The organism is Flavobacterium sp. SOK18b (assembly GCF_014156605.1).
Lineage (GTDB): Bacteria > Bacteroidota > Bacteroidia > Flavobacteriales > Flavobacteriaceae > Flavobacterium > Flavobacterium tiangeerense.
Window position 1 is genome coordinate 16539 of record NZ_QKNZ01000066.1, and the last position, 19059, is coordinate 35597.

Annotated in this window: 15 protein-coding genes and 1 tRNA gene; 5 read left to right on the forward strand and 11 right to left on the reverse strand. The window is 35.2% G+C overall.

The annotated features are described in order from the left end of the window. Positions 1-25: 25 nt before the first annotated feature. The 9 genes from acs to DNC80_RS10680 all read right to left on the reverse strand — a co-directional run bounded on the left by acs (position 26) and on the right by DNC80_RS10680 (position 11363). A complete protein-coding gene (acs, locus tag DNC80_RS10640; RefSeq protein WP_182651207.1) occupies positions 26-1933 on the reverse strand; it encodes an acetate--CoA ligase in 1908 nt (635 codons plus the stop codon). A gap of 15 nt (positions 1934-1948) precedes the next feature. Next, positions 1949-3847: an acetate--CoA ligase gene (locus tag DNC80_RS10645; RefSeq protein ID WP_182651208.1), complete on the reverse strand. Its 1899-nt coding sequence runs from the start codon at positions 3845-3847 to the stop codon at positions 1949-1951. A gap of 17 nt (positions 3848-3864) precedes the next feature. Beyond that, complete coding sequence (locus DNC80_RS10650; RefSeq protein WP_144891445.1) at positions 3865-4227, reverse strand: response regulator transcription factor; 363 nt, start codon at positions 4225-4227, stop codon at positions 3865-3867. 3 nt (positions 4228-4230) lie between these two features. Continuing rightward, the gene (locus DNC80_RS10655; protein WP_182651209.1) at positions 4231-6936 is read right to left on the reverse strand and encodes a sensor histidine kinase; all 2706 of its coding nucleotides are present in this window, start codon (positions 6934-6936) and stop codon (positions 4231-4233) included. A gap of 331 nt (positions 6937-7267) precedes the next feature. Next, positions 7268-7495: a DUF6814 family protein gene (locus DNC80_RS10660; protein ID WP_158728461.1), complete on the reverse strand. Its 228-nt coding sequence runs from the start codon at positions 7493-7495 to the stop codon at positions 7268-7270. An 11-nt stretch (positions 7496-7506) separates the two neighbouring features. Beyond that, entirely contained in the window at positions 7507-9042 is a 1536-nt protein-coding gene (locus DNC80_RS10665) for an MFS transporter (RefSeq protein ID WP_182651210.1), read from the reverse strand. Positions 9043-9063: 21 nt separating this feature from the next. Further along, entirely contained in the window at positions 9064-10443 is a 1380-nt protein-coding gene (locus tag DNC80_RS10670; protein WP_182651211.1) for a porin, read from the reverse strand. A 101-nt stretch (positions 10444-10544) separates the two neighbouring features. After that, on the reverse strand, positions 10545-10964 hold the full coding sequence (locus tag DNC80_RS10675) for an IS1 family transposase (protein ID WP_182651212.1): 420 nt from the start codon (positions 10962-10964) through the stop codon (positions 10545-10547). A gap of 326 nt (positions 10965-11290) precedes the next feature. Further along, a tRNA-Phe gene (locus DNC80_RS10680) sits at positions 11291-11363 on the reverse strand. 98 nt (positions 11364-11461) lie between these two features. Between DNC80_RS10680 and DNC80_RS10685 the strand changes: the two genes are divergently transcribed. From DNC80_RS10685 to DNC80_RS10705, 5 genes are all read left to right on the forward strand, one after another. Then, the gene (locus DNC80_RS10685; protein WP_182651213.1) at positions 11462-12193 is read left to right on the forward strand and encodes a type III pantothenate kinase; all 732 of its coding nucleotides are present in this window, start codon (positions 11462-11464) and stop codon (positions 12191-12193) included. Beyond that, positions 12190-13440 (forward strand): hypothetical protein, encoded by a 1251-nt coding sequence (locus DNC80_RS10690; RefSeq protein WP_182651214.1) that lies wholly within the window; start codon positions 12190-12192, stop codon positions 13438-13440. The genes DNC80_RS10685 and DNC80_RS10690 overlap by 4 nt, the downstream gene beginning before the upstream one ends. A gap of 33 nt (positions 13441-13473) precedes the next feature. Continuing rightward, positions 13474-14028 carry an LPS export ABC transporter periplasmic protein LptC gene (gene lptC / locus DNC80_RS10695; protein ID WP_182651215.1) on the forward strand — a complete coding sequence of 185 codons (555 nt, stop codon included), beginning with the start codon at positions 13474-13476 and terminating at the stop codon, positions 14026-14028. Between the two features lie 11 nt (positions 14029-14039). Continuing rightward, a complete protein-coding gene (locus DNC80_RS10700; protein ID WP_144891466.1) occupies positions 14040-14243 on the forward strand; it encodes a hypothetical protein in 204 nt (67 codons plus the stop codon). A gap of 347 nt (positions 14244-14590) precedes the next feature. Continuing rightward, the gene (locus DNC80_RS10705) at positions 14591-16687 is read left to right on the forward strand and encodes a peptidylprolyl isomerase (protein WP_182651216.1); all 2097 of its coding nucleotides are present in this window, start codon (positions 14591-14593) and stop codon (positions 16685-16687) included. 68 nt (positions 16688-16755) lie between these two features. Here the strand turns inward: DNC80_RS10705 and DNC80_RS10710 are convergent, their stop codons facing one another. Together DNC80_RS10710 and DNC80_RS10715 are read right to left on the reverse strand one after the other, a co-directional pair. Next, entirely contained in the window at positions 16756-17670 is a 915-nt protein-coding gene (locus DNC80_RS10710; RefSeq protein ID WP_182651217.1) for a GYDIA family GHMP kinase, read from the reverse strand. Between the two features lie 60 nt (positions 17671-17730). After that, positions 17731-19047, reverse strand: coding sequence for a hydroxymethylglutaryl-CoA reductase, degradative (locus DNC80_RS10715; RefSeq protein ID WP_182651218.1), 1317 nt, complete (start codon positions 19045-19047; stop codon positions 17731-17733). Positions 19048-19059: the final 12 nt, after the last annotated feature.

Below are 19059 nucleotides of genomic sequence, written 5' to 3' on the forward strand. Positions count from 1 at the left end.
TTCAACAACAAATTAAAACTAAAAATTAAATTTTACCATCTTTGATTTCGTCCACAATTTCAGGATTCAACAAGGTTGAAGTATCTCCAAAATTAGAGTAATCTCCTTCGGCTATTTTACGTAGAATTCTACGCATGATTTTGCCTGAACGGGTTTTGGGTAAACCAGAAACAAACTGAATTTTATCTAACTTAGCAATAGGACCAATGTGATCTGATATGTGTTGATTAATTTCTTTACTCAGATTTTCTCTATCACGATATTCTCCAGTTTCTTTTAGAATTACAAAGCCATACAAAGCATTTCCTTTAATATCATGCGGGAAACCTACAATAGCACTTTCAGCAACCGCTGGATGTTCATTGATGGCATCTTCAATAGGGGCTGTTCCAAGGTTATGACCAGAAACAATTACAACATCGTCTACGCGGCCTGTGATTCTGTAATACCCAACTTCGTCACGCAAAGCGCCATCTCCAGTGAAATATTTGCCTGGAAAGGTAGAAAAATACGTGTCTTTGTAACGTTGATGATCACCCCAAATAGTTCTTGCAATTCCTGGCCAAGGGAATTTAATACACAAACTTCCTGTAACTTGATTACCTTCAATTTCGTTGCGTTTTTCATCCATCAAAACGGGTTGTATTCCAGGTAATGGCAACGATGCATACGTAGGTTTAGTTGGTGTTACAAAAGCAATTGGCGAGATCATAATTCCTCCAGTTTCGGTTTGCCACCAAGTGTCCACCACAGGGCATTTTTTATCGCCTACATGGTTGTTGTACCAGTGCCAAGCTTCTTCATTAATAGGTTCTCCCACGGATCCAATGACTTTTAAAGAAGTCAATTGGTATCGTTGTACAAATTCGATACTTTCTTTCGCCAAAGCTCTAATGGCTGTTGGGGCGGTATAAAATTGAGTGACTTTATGTTTCTCGATAGTTTGCCAAAACCTACTGAAATCAGGATAGGAGGGAACGCCTTCGAAAATTACAGTCGTAGCTCCATTCAATAAAGGTCCGTATAATATATAGGAGTGTCCAGTGATCCAACCAATGTCAGCAGTACACCAAAAAATGTCGTTGTCCTCGTAATTAAAAACATTCTTAAACGTATACGCGGTATACACCATATAGCCTGCAGTAGTATGAACCATTCCTTTTGGTTTTCCTGTAGAGCCAGAGGTGTACAAAATAAACAACGGATCTTCGGCATCCATAATTTCAGCCACGTTATTGTCTGATGCAGCGTCTAGAAGTGGCTGTAACCATTGGTCACGACCTTCTTTCATATTGATAGTGGAGTTGATTCTTTTAGCAACCAATACTTTTTCAACGCAATCGCAACTCAATAAGGCTTCGTCAACGATACTTTTTAAATCAATTGTTTTATTGCCCCGATAACCACCATCTGAGGTGATGACCATTTTACAAGAGCTGTCATTAATACGAGCTGCCACCGCCGATGCCGAGAATCCTGCGAAAACAACGGAGTGAATAGCACCAATTCTTGCACATGCTAGCGTAGTAACAGCTAGTTCTGGAATCATAGGCAAATAAATGCATACGCGATCTCCTTTTTGTATGCCTTGCTCTTGTAAAACATTAGCCATTTTGCACACACGCTCGTGTAGTACGTTATAGGAAATGTGCAAAGCGGTCTCGGTTGGATCATTGGGTTCAAAAATGATGGCAGTTTTTGTTCCGTTTTTGGCTAAATGTCTGTCAATACAATTTTTAGTGATGTTTACTTTGGCTTCGGTAAACCATTTTATCTCGGCTTCGGCCATATTAAAATCAACCACTTTGTCCCATTCTTGGTACCAAGTAAAGTTTTCAGAGGCTACTTTGTCCCAGAACTTTTTTGGTTCACGAACTGATTTTTTGTAATGTTTAAAATATTCTTCTAAAGTATTGATTTTATAGTAACTCATGATGTTTGATTAATTTTATAAATTATAACTACCTATTTTATGTTTTTGCACTGTTTGTGTAATTTCGTCAATAATGGCTTCGTCATCAATTGTAGATGGAATTTGAAAGGTTTCACCATCAACAATACTTCGCATTAGTTTTCTCAATATTTTTCCGGATCGTGTTTTTGGCAAACGTTGCACTACAACTACATTTCGCAGTGAAGCAACGGCCCCAATTTGCTGCCGAACCAGTTTTATAATTTCTTGTTCTAATTGGTATTGTTCCATTTCGGTTCCAAGTTTAGTTACGACCAATGCCAGTGGAACTTGTCCTTTTAACTCATCGTGAATTCCTATAACAGCACATTCTGCAACGCAGGGATGAGCAGCAACAACTTCTTCCATTTCGGCGGTTGACAACCTGTGTCCAGCCACGTTAATGACATCATCGGTTCTTCCGGTAATAAAAATGTAGCCATCTTCATCTTTATAACCGCCGTCACCAGATAAATAAAAACCATCAAATTTGCTGAAGTAACTTGCCTTAAATCGGGCTTCATTATCCCAAATTCCTAATAAATTACCGGGTGGCAATGGTAATTTTATGACTACAAGCCCTTCTTCATTTGGACCTAGTTCTTGGCCGTTTTCATTGAAAATCCGAATGTCATAGCCACAAACTGCTTTTGTAGCCGAACCAGATTTGACAGGCATTTTTTCGATTCCAAGGGAGTTGGCAATCATGGGCCAACCAGATTCGGTTTGCCACCAATGGTCTATAACAGGAATCGGGATGTGTTCTTGATACCATTCTAACGTGGCATTGTCACAGCGTTCTCCTGCTAAAAATTGATTTTTTAAACAACTTAAATCGTATTGTTTGATGAATTCTCCGTTCGGATCTTCTTTTTTAATGGCTCTAATGGCAGTTGGTGCTGTAAACATGGTGCCTACTTTATGCTCCGAAATGATTCTCCAAAACGTACTCGCATCAGGTGTTTTGATGGGTTTGCCCTCAAATACAATGGTTGTATTTCGGTTTAATAATGGGCCGTACAAAATGTAGCTGTGTCCTACTGCCCAACCCATATCCGACGCTGCCCAAAAAACTTCATCTTGATTTACGTTGTAAATATGTTTCATCGAGAATTTCAATGCAACGGCGTAACCTCCAGTGTCTCTTACAATTCCTTTTGGTTTTCCTGTAGTTCCAGATGTGTATAAAATATAAAGCGGATGATTAGAAGGTAAGGCAACACAGGCTGTCTCTTCGGAGCCGTACACTAAGGCGTCATAATCTACATCATACTTCTTAAACGGAATTCGGGCGCCTAATTTTCTATTGAAAACGATAACTTTTTTAGGTCGGTGACTCGCTAATGCAATGGCTTCATCAACTAATGGTTTGTAGGCAATTAATCGATCTACTTCTATTCCTGATGAAGCCGTAATAATGGCACGTGGTTTACAATCATCAATGCGGATAGCCAATTCATGTGGTGCAAAACCACCAAAAACAACTGAATGAATCACTCCAATTCGTGCGCAAGCTAACATAGCAAATGCTGTTTGCGGAATCATAGGCATGTAAATAATGGCCGTATCGCCTTTTTTTAACCCTAATGCCAGCATACCACCTGCTAGTTTTGCTACTTCGGTTTTTACTTCAGAGTAGGTATATTTTTTTACGGTTTGTGTTACGGGAGAATCATATATTAGGGCAACTTGGTCGCCGTATCCATCTTGAATGTGTTTGTCAAGGGCTAAATAACAAATATTCAATTCTCCGTCTTTGTACCATTGCGGATATCCATTTTCATCTTTCGATAAAATTGTCGCGGGTTTATTGTACCACTCAATTGCATCAGCTTGTTGTGCCCAAAACTGATCTGGTTTTGCAATACTGTCTTCGTAAATTTTGTTATATTTCATGGTACTGAATGTGTTTTTTAGGATAGTAAATCATGTACTTGCTCGACTAACTTTTTGATCGAAAATGGTTTCACGACATACAAGTTAGCACCTAATGAAAGCCCTTTTTCAATGTCTTTTTCTTTATTTTTTGCCGAAAGGAAAATTACCTTGCAATGTTGCAAACGTTCCTCTTTTTTTATTTGTTCCAATGTTGCAAAACCATCCACCATGGGCATCATGACATCTAGAATAATAACGTCTGGGAGTTTAGTTTGTAAAATATCCAATGCTTCTTGTCCGTCACGGGCTATAAAAACCTCAAAATTGTTTTTTTTGAAGGTATATTCTAATGACATTACAATGTTTGGTTCGTCATCTACAATTAAAATTTTTTTCATGTTTTAATGTGTTTCGCTTGTATTATAATTGGGTAATGTAAAAGTAAAAGTGGCGCCTTCAACCTCATTTTTTTCACTCCAAATAGTTCCTTTATGATGTTCTATAATCTGTTTGCAAATGGCTAATCCTAATCCGCTTCCTATTGGTTTTTTTATGTTTTGATTCCGAGATTGATAGAATTTATCAAAAATAGCTTCGGCATCTTCTTCTTTAACACTTTTGCCGTTATTGTGAATTTTGACCGCTACATTTGTTTCATTCTCAAGGATAGAAATAGTTATTTTTCCATCCGTTTCTGAACAAAATTTTATGGCATTAGACAATAAATTATGGATTACTTGTACGATGCGTTCCTCATCATAAAAAGCCTTAATGAGGTGATCAGTTTTGTCAAAGTCAACTGTGATTTTTTTGTTTTTAATTAATTGATTTAATGAAGTTATCGTCGTTAAAATCGTTTTTGTAATGTTGTTTTTTGACAAGTAGATTTTCTGTTTTCCCGTTTCAAATTTTTCTAAATCCAAAATTTTATCAATCAAACGATTCAACCGATCCGATTCTGAAATGATGTTTTGCAAAAACTGCTTTTTCAGTTCTTCGGGAATAGCGTCATCATCATGCAAGATTTCGCTTGCTGCGCGTATTGCTGTTATGGGCGTTCTTAATTCATGGGTTACGGTGTCTAGAAATTCATCTTTTTGGATGTCTTTATTGACTAATTCCTGATTGGCATTCTTGAGTTGTTCCGATATTTTTTTTAACTCGTTCGAAGTGTCTGTCAATTTCTTGTTGATGATGATATTTTCTTTGGATTCCTCCAAAATTCGCAATACTTCGGGCAAGCTGATTTTGTCTTCTTTGACAACGCTCGAAATTAGTATTTTGGCGGAAGCCGTACCTATGTGCCCTGTTAATAAATTCTCGGCAAACTTTATAAATCGGGCATCAGCAGTGGTCACATTTTTATCAATGTTGTATTTTAAATTGAAAATAGTCAAAGCGCGTTTTGTTCGGTCTTCGCCAAGAAAGCGCTGTAATACTTTTTGAATATCAGAAATGTATGCTGTTCCTTTCCATACAAAAGCGTTTTCGTGATTGGTGATGTATTTATCAATATCCACAAACATTTCGGCATAATTGCGTTCTCTGTAATTTCCTTTGAAACTCACCGATACTGCCGCATAACTCATGATGTTAATCAATAAGCTCCAAAAAAAAGCATGTGGAATAGGTTCTAAATAATCCAATCCAAAAAGTTGAAATGGCTTTAAGAGGGAAATGCCCCAAGGTCCTTCGGTAACAAAAAGACTGACTGAATTAGTCATGCCAGTTGCATACGGAATTAGTAAGGTATAAAAACAAACAGCAAATCCGAGAATGATTCCTGTTATAGCGCCTTTTTTTGATCCTCGACGCCAAAAGATAGCACCAAAAAAGGAGGGTGCTAATTGGGCAATCACTACAAAGGCTACTAAACCTATTGAAACTAGTGAATAGTCTAGAATAAATAATCTGTAAATGGCATACGCCAAAATAATTAGAGAAAAAATTCCAATTTTACGGCTGTTCACGATGCGTTTGCTGTTTTTTTCTTGCGACGAATTTTCTAAGGAACCTATAAAGCCATACGGAATCAATAAGTTGTTGCTTAACATGGTGGCTAGAGATATAGACGAAACGATAATCATGGATATAGCTGCAGAAAATCCACCCAGAAAAACCATTACCGTCAAGGTATCGTTGTCAAACAATTGCGGAATAAGTAACGAATACGTATCTGAATTGTGTCCTTTACCTTCAAAAAGGATGTTGCCGCCCCAAGCAATTGGGAATACAAATATATTGAATAGTAGTAAATACAGCGGGAATAGCCATATTGCGGTGCGTATATGAGTTTCTTTATTGTTCTCTACTATGGCGGTATGGAATTGTCGTGGTAAAAGAAATATGGCAAACATGGATAAAACACAAAGGAAAAACCAGTTCATAGCATCTGTAATGCCACCAATGGTATTTTTTTTGTCAAAATCTTTTAGAGTTGCTGCTTGTTTATAAATATCATCAACGCCATCAAATACAAAATAGGTTACATAAATCCCTATGATCAAAAAGAAAATCAACTTTAAGATCGACTCCATTGCCACAGCAGTAACAATACCTCTTCTTTTTTCAGATGCATCAACATATTTAGTTCCATAGTAAGAGGCAAAAAGAGCTAGAGCAAGACATACGTAGGTGGTAGTATCATTAAAAATATTTGAACTTGCTTGTGTTTTTGTTACAATATGAAAAGTATCTGATATCGATTTAAGTTGTAAGGAAATGTAGGGTAAAATTCCAGAAATACAAACTATGGTAACCAAGGCACCAAGAAATCTACTGTTTCCGTAGCGTAAAGAAATAAAATCTGCAATGCTGGAAATTTTATTTACTCTCGAAATTCGGATGATTTTCTTTAGGATAATCATCCATGTTGGGATGATTAATATGGGGCCAAGATAAATAGGTAAGTATCCTAAACCGGATTCTGCAGCTACGCCAATGCTGCCATAATAAGTCCAGGCAGTGCAATACACGGCTAACGAAAAAGAATAAATATAAGGATTATTAGTCCATTTGGAGTGGCTTCTTTTTTCAGACCAATAGGCAATGTAAAAAAGAATAGACACATAGAGTACTAATATTAATAAAAGACCTATACTATTCATAATACCTTTTGATAATTAAATACGAGATTGCAATTGAAAAAAGCCATGCCGAGAAGATATAAACATAGACAATTGGAAATCCAAAAAGGGGTTGTGAACTGTCAAATAAAAGTAAGAGTGGCATGTTCAAGGCCAATAGCATTAGCATTGAAAGAATAACGAGTTTTTGTTCATGTCTCTTTTTCATACAAAAGGGAATAGTCTAATTGATGCGTTTTTTAATAAGGAGTAATTGTTCCTGCACGTAAAGCAAATGGCTTTTCATTCAACGTTGCTTTAAATAAGCAATCTCTACAATTGATTGTAGAGATTGCCCAAAATAATGGTTTGCTTAATCGTTTCTTTCGTCATAATCACCAGCGAGAGCATAGTAACCAAAGGTTCCAAGTCCCGCCACGATTAACGGAGTGAGCACAAAAAGGATAATAATTCCAAATACTAAATCTTCTTGTTTTCCTGATGTAAATTTGGGTAACCCAAATTGGAAAATACAAAAATAGGCTGCAGCTGCTGCACATGCAATCCAAACTAATCCTAAAAGTCTTTTTAATTGATTCATAGCTGTGTTTTTTATACGTGAGCGTTTTTATCTTTATTTTTTATGTAAACCATTCCAATGGTAAAACTGATAGCAGCAATAACAATTGGGTACCATAATCCTTCTAAGTAATATTCAGGATGACCTAAATCTTTCGCATTGGTTACAAAGTAGGTTGATATTGCGGGTAGTAAGCCACCAAAAATTCCGTTACCTACGTGATAAGGCAATGACATAGAAGTGTATCTAATTTTCACCGGGAACATTTCAACAAGGAAAGCAGCTATCGGACCGTAAACCATTGTAACAAATATCACTTGAATAAAAACTAAAAAGATTAGTGTCCAGTTGTCACTAGAGTTAATTTTTATAGTGGTTTTAGTTTCAACTTTTGGTTTTCCGTCAACTATTTTTGCAATACCGTTTTCTAAAGATACTGTTTTTACTTCTACTAATGTTGTTCCATCTTCGTACTCTTTGTTAGTCGTGTAGATAGAGTCCATGGTTTGCTTCTTGTTTTCTTTTAATTCGGCAAGAATTTTAGTATTGGCAACCACTTCTGTTTTATTTTTCACATTTGTTGTTTCAAACATCTGCTTGTAGATTGGTCTGTACAATAGTATAGCAACTAGCATTCCTCCCATCATAATGTATTTTCTACCCACTTTATCACTCAACCATCCAAAAAATATGAAGAACGGAGTACCCATAATTAATGCAATCCCAAGTAAAGTATCTACTTGTGAGGAATCAATAGACATAACCGTTTTAAGGAAACTCATCGCGTAAAATTGTCCTGTGTACCAAACGACACCTTGTCCCATTGTTGCTCCAAATAACGCAAGCAATACAAATTTCAAGTTGTAACGGTTTCCAAAACTTTCTTTTAGTGGGTTGGTACTTGTTTTTCCTTCGCTTTTTGCTTTGGCAAAAACAGGAGATTCATCCATATTTTTACGAATCAAATACGAAACTCCTACCATGACAATGGATACCCAAAACGGAACTCTCCATCCCCATTCGTCAAATTGTTCTGGAGAAAGAAAGTTTCTCGTAGCTAAAATTACCATCAAGGAAATAAATAGTCCCACCGTAGCGGTAGTTTGAATCCATGAAGTCCAATACCCTCTTTGTCCTACGGGTGCATGTTCCGCTACATAAGTTGCAGCTCCTCCATACTCACCCCCAAGCGCTAGTCCTTGAAGCAAACGAAGAATCAAAACTAATAATGGCGCCATAAACCCAATGGTTTCATAAGTTGGAATACATCCTATTAAAAATGTAGCTCCTCCCATCAAAAGGAGTGTAACCATAAAAGTGTATTTTCTACCGATCAAATCTCCTAATCTTCCAAAGAAAAGGGCTCCAAACGGGCGAACAACGAATCCAGCTGCAAATGTGGCTAAAGTAGATAGGAAAGCAGCAGTAGGATTGTCAGAAGGGAAAAATTTAGTTGAAATTACAACGGCTAAACTTCCAAAGATATAAAAGTCATACCATTCAATCATGGTACCCATTGAGGATGCAGAAATGACTTTCCAAATTCCTTTTGTTGATTTAGTGCTCATAAATTATGCTTTTAAAATTAGTTATAAATAAATTTGCAATTGTACTACGAAGTCTCCTAATGAACCTGATCTATTTGTTGATGAGGTATAAACGGGTCTCGTTGAATACTGTGTCGTTATTTTTGCATGATGCCCATCTAAGAAAAAATTAGATCCCACATCAAACTGTGTGCTGGACTGTGTTAAAGCATCAAAGTTTTTATAAGTAACTGCTCCAAAGGGTTGAATTCTAATCTTCGGTTTTGCTTCTTTATTGGGTAATAAAATCCCGGCTTGTGTGTACCAGATCGTTCCAGAACCAATAGTAGGTTGCGCATTTCCAGGTCCTGAAATAGCTCTGCTTCCTGTGAAATTAGGATCTACTGATCCAATATTCATAATACCCACATTACGTAAATAATTAGGTCCAAAATCATAATCATAAAGTACACTGTAACCGGTTACAGCCATTTTGTTTTCTTTTTTTCCAATAGGTAAATCTAGAAACACGTCAGCAGATAGAAGTGTGATGTCGTGCTTGTTGATGGTGCTGTTCACAGAAGATCTTGTAGCATCTGGAGCATTATAAAAACCAGCACCTACATTGAATACTTTTTTAGTACCTAAATAACTACCTACTTTAAAGGGTAGTACATTTGCTTCTTGATCTAGAAATTGATATTCAAAATATCCAGCTTTCGACCATTTTGTCATACCACTGTTATCGACCGCTACGGCGTTATCTGCGGTAGTAGTGTTTGTAGGAACTACATTAGTGGCGTAAGGTTTGTTGTAACTCAAGCGATATTCTAGTTTTCCATATTTACCTTTTGCAAACAGCCCCATTTGTCTAGCAAATTGATCTGAGTTTTCAATCAAGGGCCAGTTAAATATAGGAGCATCAATAGTGAGGAAGTTAAGTGTAGATGCCATTGTTAATCTGGATAAACCCATGTAGTAATGCAATCCTGCACCCAGTGACATACTAAATTTTTTGTCTTTTTCTGGAAGTACAACCGCATATTCATTCCATGCATCGTGAAAGAATAAGCCTGGTTTTTTTCCTGCACCATAAGCTCCAGTTCCTGAAGATCCTGCTGCACCACCATTAGTAAAAGTTTGGTTGTTAATCCCAAAATGGGTCAAAATCATGTATCGTTTAGATACTTGTGCATAGGCTAGAAAACGCAAACGTCTGTTCCCTATATCGGTTCCAGTTGATGTTGCTTCGCCACCAATCATTGTACCGGGATTCATCTGAGAGGAACGCATCCAGATCTGGTTCCATGCAATGACACGCATGAATTTAGAACCGTCTTCGTTCAGGTTAAATTTCATGCCAGCACCGTAGTCAGTGGAGCCTTGAGAAAAACCTTGCAGTGATAGTAGGAGTACTGCCGCTGAAAACAATATTTTTTTCATAAATAAAATTTTGGTTAGTAAATGGTCGGTTAATAAAGTGCCAAATTCTATTTTTTTATTGTGAAAAAAAATTCAGATATATTTTTGTGTAAATACTATAGTTAATCCTTGAATCGTTCCCATTTAATTAGCATGAATTTATCTCCCAGTTCAGTGATAATCATTCCTGCACCAGATAATAATGCTTTGTTCTTTAAGTATTCAATTAGTTCTAAGTGACTTAAAATTTTGTAGGTAGGGTGGTAATTTGCGTGAGATGGTTTTTTTATGTTAAATGATGTTACCCAATTGCTAATGGTGACATGCGAAACGCCAATAATACGTTCGATTTCTCGAAAACTCAACCCTTCCAAATAAAGTTGTAAGGCCTTAGTGACATAGTAATCATCAATCTTTTTACCCAATTTATTTACCGTAAAAAAGTAGCGGCATTTTTTACATAAATACCTTTGTTTATTGTTGATTACTCCGCTTTTTGTGATTTGGGTTCCTTGACATTTCGGGCAGGCTAAAAGCTCCATGTATATAAATTTTGCATAAATATACTAAATTAGCAACATTCTAAATTAGAATTATTTAAAAAAAATCAAATAAATATATATACTGTTTATTTTTATCTATTATTTGTTATGGTATTATCAGTAAAATAAGGTTTTGACTGTAAAGGGATTTTAAAAAAGGAAGATTTAGTGTAGCAATAGTAAAATTGCTACAAATAGATTTCTCGTGTAGTGAAAAATAGTTGGTTGGTATTGCAGAGTGTTTTAAAAAAAAAGTAAAAACTAGTTTTTGATTTTTTGAGAGGTATAGATAAACAAAAAACCCGAATATTTCTATTCGGGTTTTGTGGTACCTCCAGGGATCGAACCAGGGACACATGGATTTTCAGTCCATTGCTCTACCATCTGAGCTAAGGTACCGTGCTAATGCGGGTGCAAATATAGAATCATTTTTTGTTTCTCCAAAACAAATTTAAAAAAAAATGAATTTGTATCTTCGTCATCTTAAATGTTTAAATATGGTTCTAGTAATAGATGTTGGGAATACCAGGATTAAAGCTGCTGTTTTTGAGGGGGATAAGTCTAATGAGGTTTTTATTTTTGCTAAAGAGGATGTTCAAATAAATATTGAAAATATTTTAAAAAAATTCCCATCGGTGGTTGATGTTGCAATCTCATCAGTGGGTTTTGTAGATGAAATTGCTTTTTTAGACCATCATTCAAAGTTAAAAGTACACTATGTTAGACGTGAGGATGAGTATCCTTTTGCTAATAAATATGCAACACCAGCAACATTAGGAATTGATAGAATGGTTTTGGCAGCGGGTGCTGTATTGCAGTTTCCTGAGCAAAATAGGTTGGTGATAGATGCAGGTACTTGTGTGACCTATGATTTTATAGACGATCAAGATAATTATTTGGGTGGTGCTATTTCTCCTGGCTTAAGATTGAGATATGAATCTTTACACAATTTCACAGCAAAACTTCCTTTGCTTACTTTAGAAATGCCAAAAGACAGCATTGGCGATTCTACTAACAGTTCCATTCATTCAGGTGTTGTAAATGGATTGGTCTATGAAATCGATGGATTCATAGCAGATTACAAATTGAGGTATCCAAATTTTATAATAATTTTAACGGGCGGTGATGCAGTTTTTTTGGCTAAACGATTAAAAAATACCATATTTGCCAATTCAAATTTCCTATTAGAGAGTTTGAATCGAAAATTCCATTATAATATCAAAAAATGATTAAAAAAATTTTAATAAGTTCTTGCTTGTTTTTTTCAGTAGCAACTTTCGCACAAGAAGGATCGGCATCTCCATATTCTTTTTACGGTATAGGACAAATAAGGTTTAGAGGAGCACATGAATACCGTTCTATGGCTGGTGTTGCAGTGGAGCAAGATAGTATACATATCAATTTACAAAACCCTGCAAGTTATGCTAATTTGAAATATACGAGTGTAGCGCTTGGAGGTACATATGGAACTACAACTTTGAAAAATGATTCGCAATCTGCAAATGCTAAAAGAACAACTATAGATTATCTAGCTGTTGGATTACCAATGGGTAAATTTGGTCTAGGTTTTGGTTTGATACCGTATTCTTCTGTTGGGTTTAAAATACAATCTACATCTGAGGATGCTGCTGCCACAAACAGACGTTTTGATGGAAAAGGTGGTTTGAATAAGGCTTTTTTAGGTCTTGGCTACAAAGTTACTCCTAAATTTAACATCGGTGCTGATGTAAGTTATAATTTTGGTAAAATTGAGACTAACAGTTTTGAGTATATTAATGATGTTTCAATAGGGTCAAGGGAGTTAAACACTGCTGATTTATCGGGTGTTAATTTTAGTTTGGGAATGATGTTTGAAACTAAATTGTACAAAAAGATCAATGCATATAGCAGTTTGACGTATACCTTGCAGAGTAATTTGAAATCAAATAACTCTCGTAACATTGCAACTGCACTATACAATTCGGATTTTAATATCGCGGTTGTTGATGTTCTTGCAGATATCAATTCGTCTAAAGATTTAAGCATGCCAAGTAAAATAGCGCTTGGTGGGGGTATTGGAGAAGCTAGAAAATGGCTTTTGGGAGGTACAATTGAGTACGGAAAAAACTCAGGTCAAGCCAATGAATACAATAATAGTGCTAATGTAGGTTATGGTAAATATGGTAGTGTTTCTCTAGGAGGATATTACATTCCAAAATACAATTCTTTTACTAGTTATGCTAAGCGAATTGTTTATAGAGGTGGTTTAAGGTATGAAAAAACGGGTCTCGTTATTAATTCAGAATCTATAAATGACATGGGTCTTACGCTTGGTGTAGGTTTGCCGCTAAATGGAACATTCTCTAATGTAAACATTGGATTTGAAATGGGAAAAAGAGGTACTACAAAAGCTAATTTAATTCAGGAGAATTATGCTAATGTTAGTCTTGGGTTTTCATTAAATGAAAAATGGTTTGAAAGAAGAAAGTTCTACTAGGATTTTTACAATTTGTGTTCTTAATAGCTGTATATGACAATTACGAAACGTTTTTTTTTAAAATTTGCAGCCATTAGCAGTTGTGTCTTAGCACTTGTAAGTTGCGAGAGTAATTTTAAAAACATTCAAAAAATCAATTTCTCTGAGTTTGTACCTAGTAGTGATGCTGATTTAGTAGACTTAAAATATACTGATTCGGGAAGAATTACCGCTGTTTTAGTAAGTCCAAAAATGCTAGATTATGCCACAGTTGAATTTCCTTTTACTGAATTCCCAAAAGGTATTGATGTAACATTGTATGACAAGAAAGGCAAAAAAACCTTTATAAAGTCAAATTATGCAGTCTCTTACAAAGCTACAAATATGATTGATTTACAAGGCAATGTTAAAATTTTCACCGAAGACGGTCAAAAATTAGAAACAGAGCAATTGTATTTTGATCAAAAAAACGAATGGTTTTTTACCGAAAGAAAATTTAAGCTTTCTGGGGCAAAAGGTGTTTCAAATGGGCAAGGAATAGATTTTAGTAAAGACTTTAAGATCATTAATTCACAAAAAATAACGGGAGAGGTTCAAACAGAAGAATAAAACATATCATCATGAAATATTTTAAATACACACAATACATTTATTTACTTTTTGCAGCCTATCTTATTTTTGATGGGGTTAAAAAACTCAACAATCCAGCTCTTGGTGAAGCTTGGTTGAATTTTATAATAGCAGCTTTTGCAGTGTTTATGTTTTTCTTTAGAAGGAGGTTCACTAAAAAATTTGAGGAAAGAAATAAAAATATGAAACCATAAAAATACTTGGTTTGTTTATTTGACAAGATAGCTTTATTTGTTAAAAGTTGGGTTTTGTCTTCAATAAAACAAGTGTTTTTAGGTGATGAAACTTTAGTTTTAAATCATTTTTCAGATTTAATTCAAAGTTTCTTTTAACGGTTCAATGACTATGAAAAAAGCTCTAAATAGTGTTTAAAGCCCTCAAAAATCATTGGTTTAAGCTAAATTAAAAATACTAAATAAAGCTTCAAGGCTTTATTTTATTGGGAAAATAAATTTTCTTGCAAAATAAAAGGCTACTAGTATAATTATTAATTAGATAATTGTATTTTCGCAAACTGAATATAAAAATTAACAACAATAAAATGGCAGTTTTACAAAAAATTAGACAACGTTCACTTCTCTTGATACTCGTTATCGGGTTTTGTTTATTAGCATTTATCATAGGTGATATATTCAATAGCGGTGGTTTTAGCAGTACTTCAAAAGATGTAGGTAGTGTTGATGGAAAAGACATTTCATTTGAAGATTTTAGAGTTAAAGTTAGTAATGTTGAAAAAAGTGGTCAAGGTATTACTTCTACACAAGCTGCAAATAGAGTATGGGATCAAGAGGTTTCTGTTGCTTTATTAACATCTGAGTTTGAAAAACTAGGATTACGTGTAGGTGAGAAACATTTGTTAGAGATTTTTAAAGCGGATCAAAACATAGGTGGTAATCCATTGTTTTTAAATGCTGCTGGCGTTTTTGATGTTGCAAAATTCAAACAATATTTTAAATCAAACCCAGAACAAGCTCAGTTTTTGAAAGACAGAGAAAAAGATGCTGATTTGAATGCTAAGTTTCAATTGTACAACACGCTTATAAAAGCTTCAGTTTTTACAACGGATAGCGAAGGTAAGATGAAGTACGAAATGGAATCTAACAAAGTAAATTTTGCTTATGTTGCTGGTTTGTATTCAACAATTAAAGATAGTGAAGTTAAAATTTCTGATTCAGAAATTGTAGATTTCATGAGTAAAAACAAGAAAAAATACAAAGCTGACGAATCTCGTGAAGTAGAGTATGTATTAATTGAAGACAAAGCATCACCAGCTGATGAATCTGAAATTAAAACTAGAATAAACGGATTGTTATCTGGTAGTGTGGTATACAACCAAAAAACAGGTAAAAATGATACTTTACCAGGATTTAGAACTACAGCTAATGCTGTAGATTTTGTTAATTCTAATTCTGATATTCCTTATGACTCTACATACATAGCCAAAAAAGACTTACCAGCTGTAGATGCTGATAAATTGTTTAACCTTGCTCCTGGTGCTGTTTATGGTCCGTACATGTTTGGTAAATACATTTGTTTGTCAAAGTCTATGGGTAAAAAATTAGCAGTAAATGTTAAAGCAAGTCATATATTAATTGGGTATGAAGGTTCTCAAGTTCCTAATCAAAAAGAAAAAAGAACTAAGGAGGAAGCAAAAGCAAAAGCTGAAAGTATTTTAGCTCAGGTAACTGCAAATCCGGATAGTTTTATGATGTTGGCTTTTACAGCTTCTGATGACTCTTCTGCACAACAAGGTGGTGATTTAGGTTATTTTGGTCCAAACCAAATGGTAAAACCTTTTAATGATTTTGTTTTTAGTAATGGTATTGGTAAAGTAGGTTTAGTAGAAACTCAATTTGGTTTCCACGTAATTAAAGTTACTGATAAACAAGATGGAATTCGTTTAGCAACTGTAGCTCAAAAAGTGGAGGCTTCTGAGGCTACTGCTGATAAAATATTTGCTCAAGCTACAAAGGTAGAGATGGATGCAGCTGATAAAGATCTTAATTCGGTTGCAAAAACATTAGGTTTAAAAGTTGCACCTGCAGTATCTGTTAAAGGTTTAGATGAGAATTTCGGTACTCTTGGAAACCAAAGAACAATTGTTCGTTGGGCTTTTGAAAAAGGAGTAAAAGTAGGTGATGTAAAACGTTTTGAAGTAGCTAATGTTGGGCATGTTATTGCTAAATTAAAAAGCATTGACGATTCTGGATTGATCGCCGTTTCAGTAGCAAGACCTTACGTAGAATCTATTCTGAAAAACAAAAAGAAAGCTGAATTAATCAAAGCTAAAATGAACGGTTCTTCTCTTGAAGCTATTGCAAAAGCAGTAGGTGGAACAGTTCAACAAGCAACAGGATTAACAATGGAGAACTCTATGTTACCAAATGTAGGTCCAGAACCAAAAGTTGTTGGAAACGCATTTGCATTATCAGCTAACAAACTTTCTGCACCAATTGAAGGTAATACAGGAGTTTATGTGGTAAAAAATGTAGGAGTTGTAAAAGCGCCAGCTTTAAAAAGCCATGCTGCTTATGTTACAAAGTTGAAAGCTCAAAGTGCATCAGACGCGAATAGAGTTATTCCTGCTCTTAAAGAAAATGCTAAAATTGAAGATAACAGATTAGATTTTAATTATTAATCTACTCCGAACACTAAAAAAAACCCGATACTGACAAAGTATCGGGTTTTTTTATGAGTTAAAATGAGCTACAAGATCATTTCTTCATAAGGAATTATAGTTTCATATCCTTTTGATTTGAAATAAGCGGTTGGGTTATCTTCCGATGCTGTCATTACAAAATCTCCGCCCCAAGCGCCAAGACTTTTTACAACGCCATCAAAATCTGGAAATAAAGTTTCTTTCACGACTGCAGTTTCTAGAATAGAACTCAAATGGGCTTCGTGTTGCGATAAAGCATCGGAAAATGCCAAAAGAGTAGGAGCGTTGTAAACGGCTGTTGTCAATTGGTCATTTAGTGCTATGGTTTCGGCTAGCTTGTTTTTTTTATTTTTGTGATAGGCTGCAATGGCTGTTTTACTGTTTTGTTTTTTATTAAGATATACAAAATAGATATTTTTTTTAAACTCAGGATTGAATTCAATTTTTTTAACGGTTGGATTGCCGTCTTTTATCTGAAAAAGAATAGGCGTGTCATGTTGTGCACAAGCAATATCATATCCGCTACCGCCAAAGCTGTTTTTTAATAGCGTGAAGGCGTCAATTTGCAGCCATTGGGCAATGTTGTTGATTAAAGTGGATGATGTCCCTAAGCCCCAATTTTTAGAGAAACTGAGTTCAGTAGTAACAGTGTATCCATTAGCATTGAGAATGAATTCAGGATTCAATTTATAGGCTTCGTGTAAAATAGTGGTAAGTGTACTTTTTACAGATTCCATTTGATCCTTAGTTTCATTAGTAATATCAGAAAATGAAAGGGTGTCTTGAAACCATATTTGACCATCAAAGTCATAACTTATCCAAACGATTTCATTGTTGTTACTTGTTTCTACACAAAGGTTTTGTCCTTGTTTTGTTGGCAATGCAAAGGCTTGTGCGCCATCAAGAACAAGATATTCTCCAGTAATTAGAAGTTTACCATTACTATAAAATGTTTTTTTCATTAGTCTTGTTTTAATCCAAATCAAGGTTTCTAATTTTGATTGGAAAATCAAAAATCAATCTTATTTTCTTAGGTTTTCAATAAAGGAGACTACGGCGCTATGAGAAACAGCATTCTTTTTGAAATGATTTTGAATCAAAAGGCGTTCTTCATTACTGGCCTCAAATTGATTGATTATGTTGTTTAAGTGCATTTTCATGTGGCCTTCTTGAATACCGGTGGTAGTCAACGAACGTAAGGCTGCAAAATTTTGTGCTAACCCTGCAACTGCAACATATTGCATGAGTTCTTGTGCAGAGGGTTTTTCTAGCATTTCGAGAGAAAGTTTTACAAGAGGATGTAGTGATGTTAATCCTCCAACAGTTCCTAATGCTAACGGAATCTCCAACCAAAAAGAAAATATTCCATTTTCTATTTTGGCATGGGAAAGACTAGAATAAGTTCCGTTACGGGAAGCATAGGCGTGAATTCCGGCTTCAACCGCGCGGAAATCATTACCTGTAGCCAGTACAACGGCATCCACTCCGTTCATGATTCCTTTGTTGTGAGTAACGGCACGGTATGGCTCTACTTCGGCAATTTGTACTGCTTGAACAAATTTCTCTGCAAATACCTGTGGGTTTGGAATTTGTTTTTCCTCTAAGTCAGCAACAGGACAAGAAACTTCAGCTCTTACTATGCAATTTGGAACATAATTTGAAAGAATGCTCATTACTACTTCAATTTCTTTCTCTGACGTTGAGAATAAATCATAATGTTGTGCTTCTTCTTTTAAGGTTTTGGAAAATTGTTCCAAACACGAATTTATAAAATTGGCACCCATGCTATCTTTAGTTTCAAAAGTAGCATGTAACTGATAATAGTTTGGTAATAAATCAGTTTTATCTTTTAGAATAATATCGGTAATTCCACCGCCGCGTTTTTGCATATTAGCGGTGATCGACTCGGTTTCAGAGAAAAATTTATTTTTGTTTTGAGCAAAAAACAGGCTAAGTTTAGATACATCACCTTTATAGATAAAATGAACTTGGCCAATTTTTTCAGTATTGATAACCGTGGTTTTAAAACCTCCTCGTGTAGCCCAAAATTTTGCAGCTTTGGATGCTGCTGCTACGACAGAGCTTTCCTCAATAGCCATTGGGATGGTGCGGTACTTGCCGTTTATCAAAAAATTTGGTGCAATTCCAAGGGGGATGTAAAAATTTGTAATCGTGTTTTCTATGAACTCATCATGAAGTTGTTGAATTTTTTCATCGTTGTTCCAATAATTTTTAATTATCGCAATTGCTTCAGATGGATTGGAGAAATATTCTGTTGCAATCCATTTGATTTTTTCTTCTTTTGATAATTTTGAAAATCCACTGATGGTCTTGTTCATTCTCAATTGATT

What these genes read in the sequence shown, in the direction of transcription:
- acs (WP_182651207.1), bottom strand. Translation starts at nt 1,933, where the DNA reads ATGAGTTACTATAAAATCAATACTTTAGAAGAATATTTTAAACATTAC.
- DNC80_RS10645 (WP_182651208.1), bottom strand. Translation starts at nt 3,847, where the DNA reads ATGAAATATAACAAAATTTACGAAGACAGTATTGCAAAACCAGATCAG.
- DNC80_RS10650 (WP_144891445.1), bottom strand. Translation starts at nt 4,227, where the DNA reads ATGAAAAAAATTTTAATTGTAGATGACGAACCAAACATTGTAATGTCA.
- DNC80_RS10655 (WP_182651209.1), bottom strand. Translation starts at nt 6,936, where the DNA reads ATGAATAGTATAGGTCTTTTATTAATATTAGTACTCTATGTGTCTATT.
- DNC80_RS10660 (WP_158728461.1), bottom strand. Translation starts at nt 7,495, where the DNA reads ATGAATCAATTAAAAAGACTTTTAGGATTAGTTTGGATTGCATGTGCA.
- DNC80_RS10665 (WP_182651210.1), bottom strand. Translation starts at nt 9,042, where the DNA reads ATGAGCACTAAATCAACAAAAGGAATTTGGAAAGTCATTTCTGCATCC.
- DNC80_RS10670 (WP_182651211.1), bottom strand. Translation starts at nt 10,443, where the DNA reads ATGAAAAAAATATTGTTTTCAGCGGCAGTACTCCTACTATCACTGCAA.
- DNC80_RS10675 (WP_182651212.1), bottom strand. Translation starts at nt 10,964, where the DNA reads ATGGAGCTTTTAGCCTGCCCGAAATGTCAAGGAACCCAAATCACAAAA.
- DNC80_RS10685 (WP_182651213.1), top strand. Translation starts at nt 11,462, where the DNA reads ATGGTTCTAGTAATAGATGTTGGGAATACCAGGATTAAAGCTGCTGTT.
- DNC80_RS10690 (WP_182651214.1), top strand. Translation starts at nt 12,190, where the DNA reads ATGATTAAAAAAATTTTAATAAGTTCTTGCTTGTTTTTTTCAGTAGCA.
- lptC (WP_182651215.1), top strand. Translation starts at nt 13,474, where the DNA reads ATGACAATTACGAAACGTTTTTTTTTAAAATTTGCAGCCATTAGCAGT.
- DNC80_RS10700 (WP_144891466.1), top strand. Translation starts at nt 14,040, where the DNA reads ATGAAATATTTTAAATACACACAATACATTTATTTACTTTTTGCAGCC.
- DNC80_RS10705 (WP_182651216.1), top strand. Translation starts at nt 14,591, where the DNA reads ATGGCAGTTTTACAAAAAATTAGACAACGTTCACTTCTCTTGATACTC.
- DNC80_RS10710 (WP_182651217.1), bottom strand. Translation starts at nt 17,670, where the DNA reads ATGAAAAAAACATTTTATAGTAATGGTAAACTTCTAATTACTGGAGAA.
- DNC80_RS10715 (WP_182651218.1), bottom strand. Translation starts at nt 19,047, where the DNA reads ATGAACAAGACCATCAGTGGATTTTCAAAATTATCAAAAGAAGAAAAA.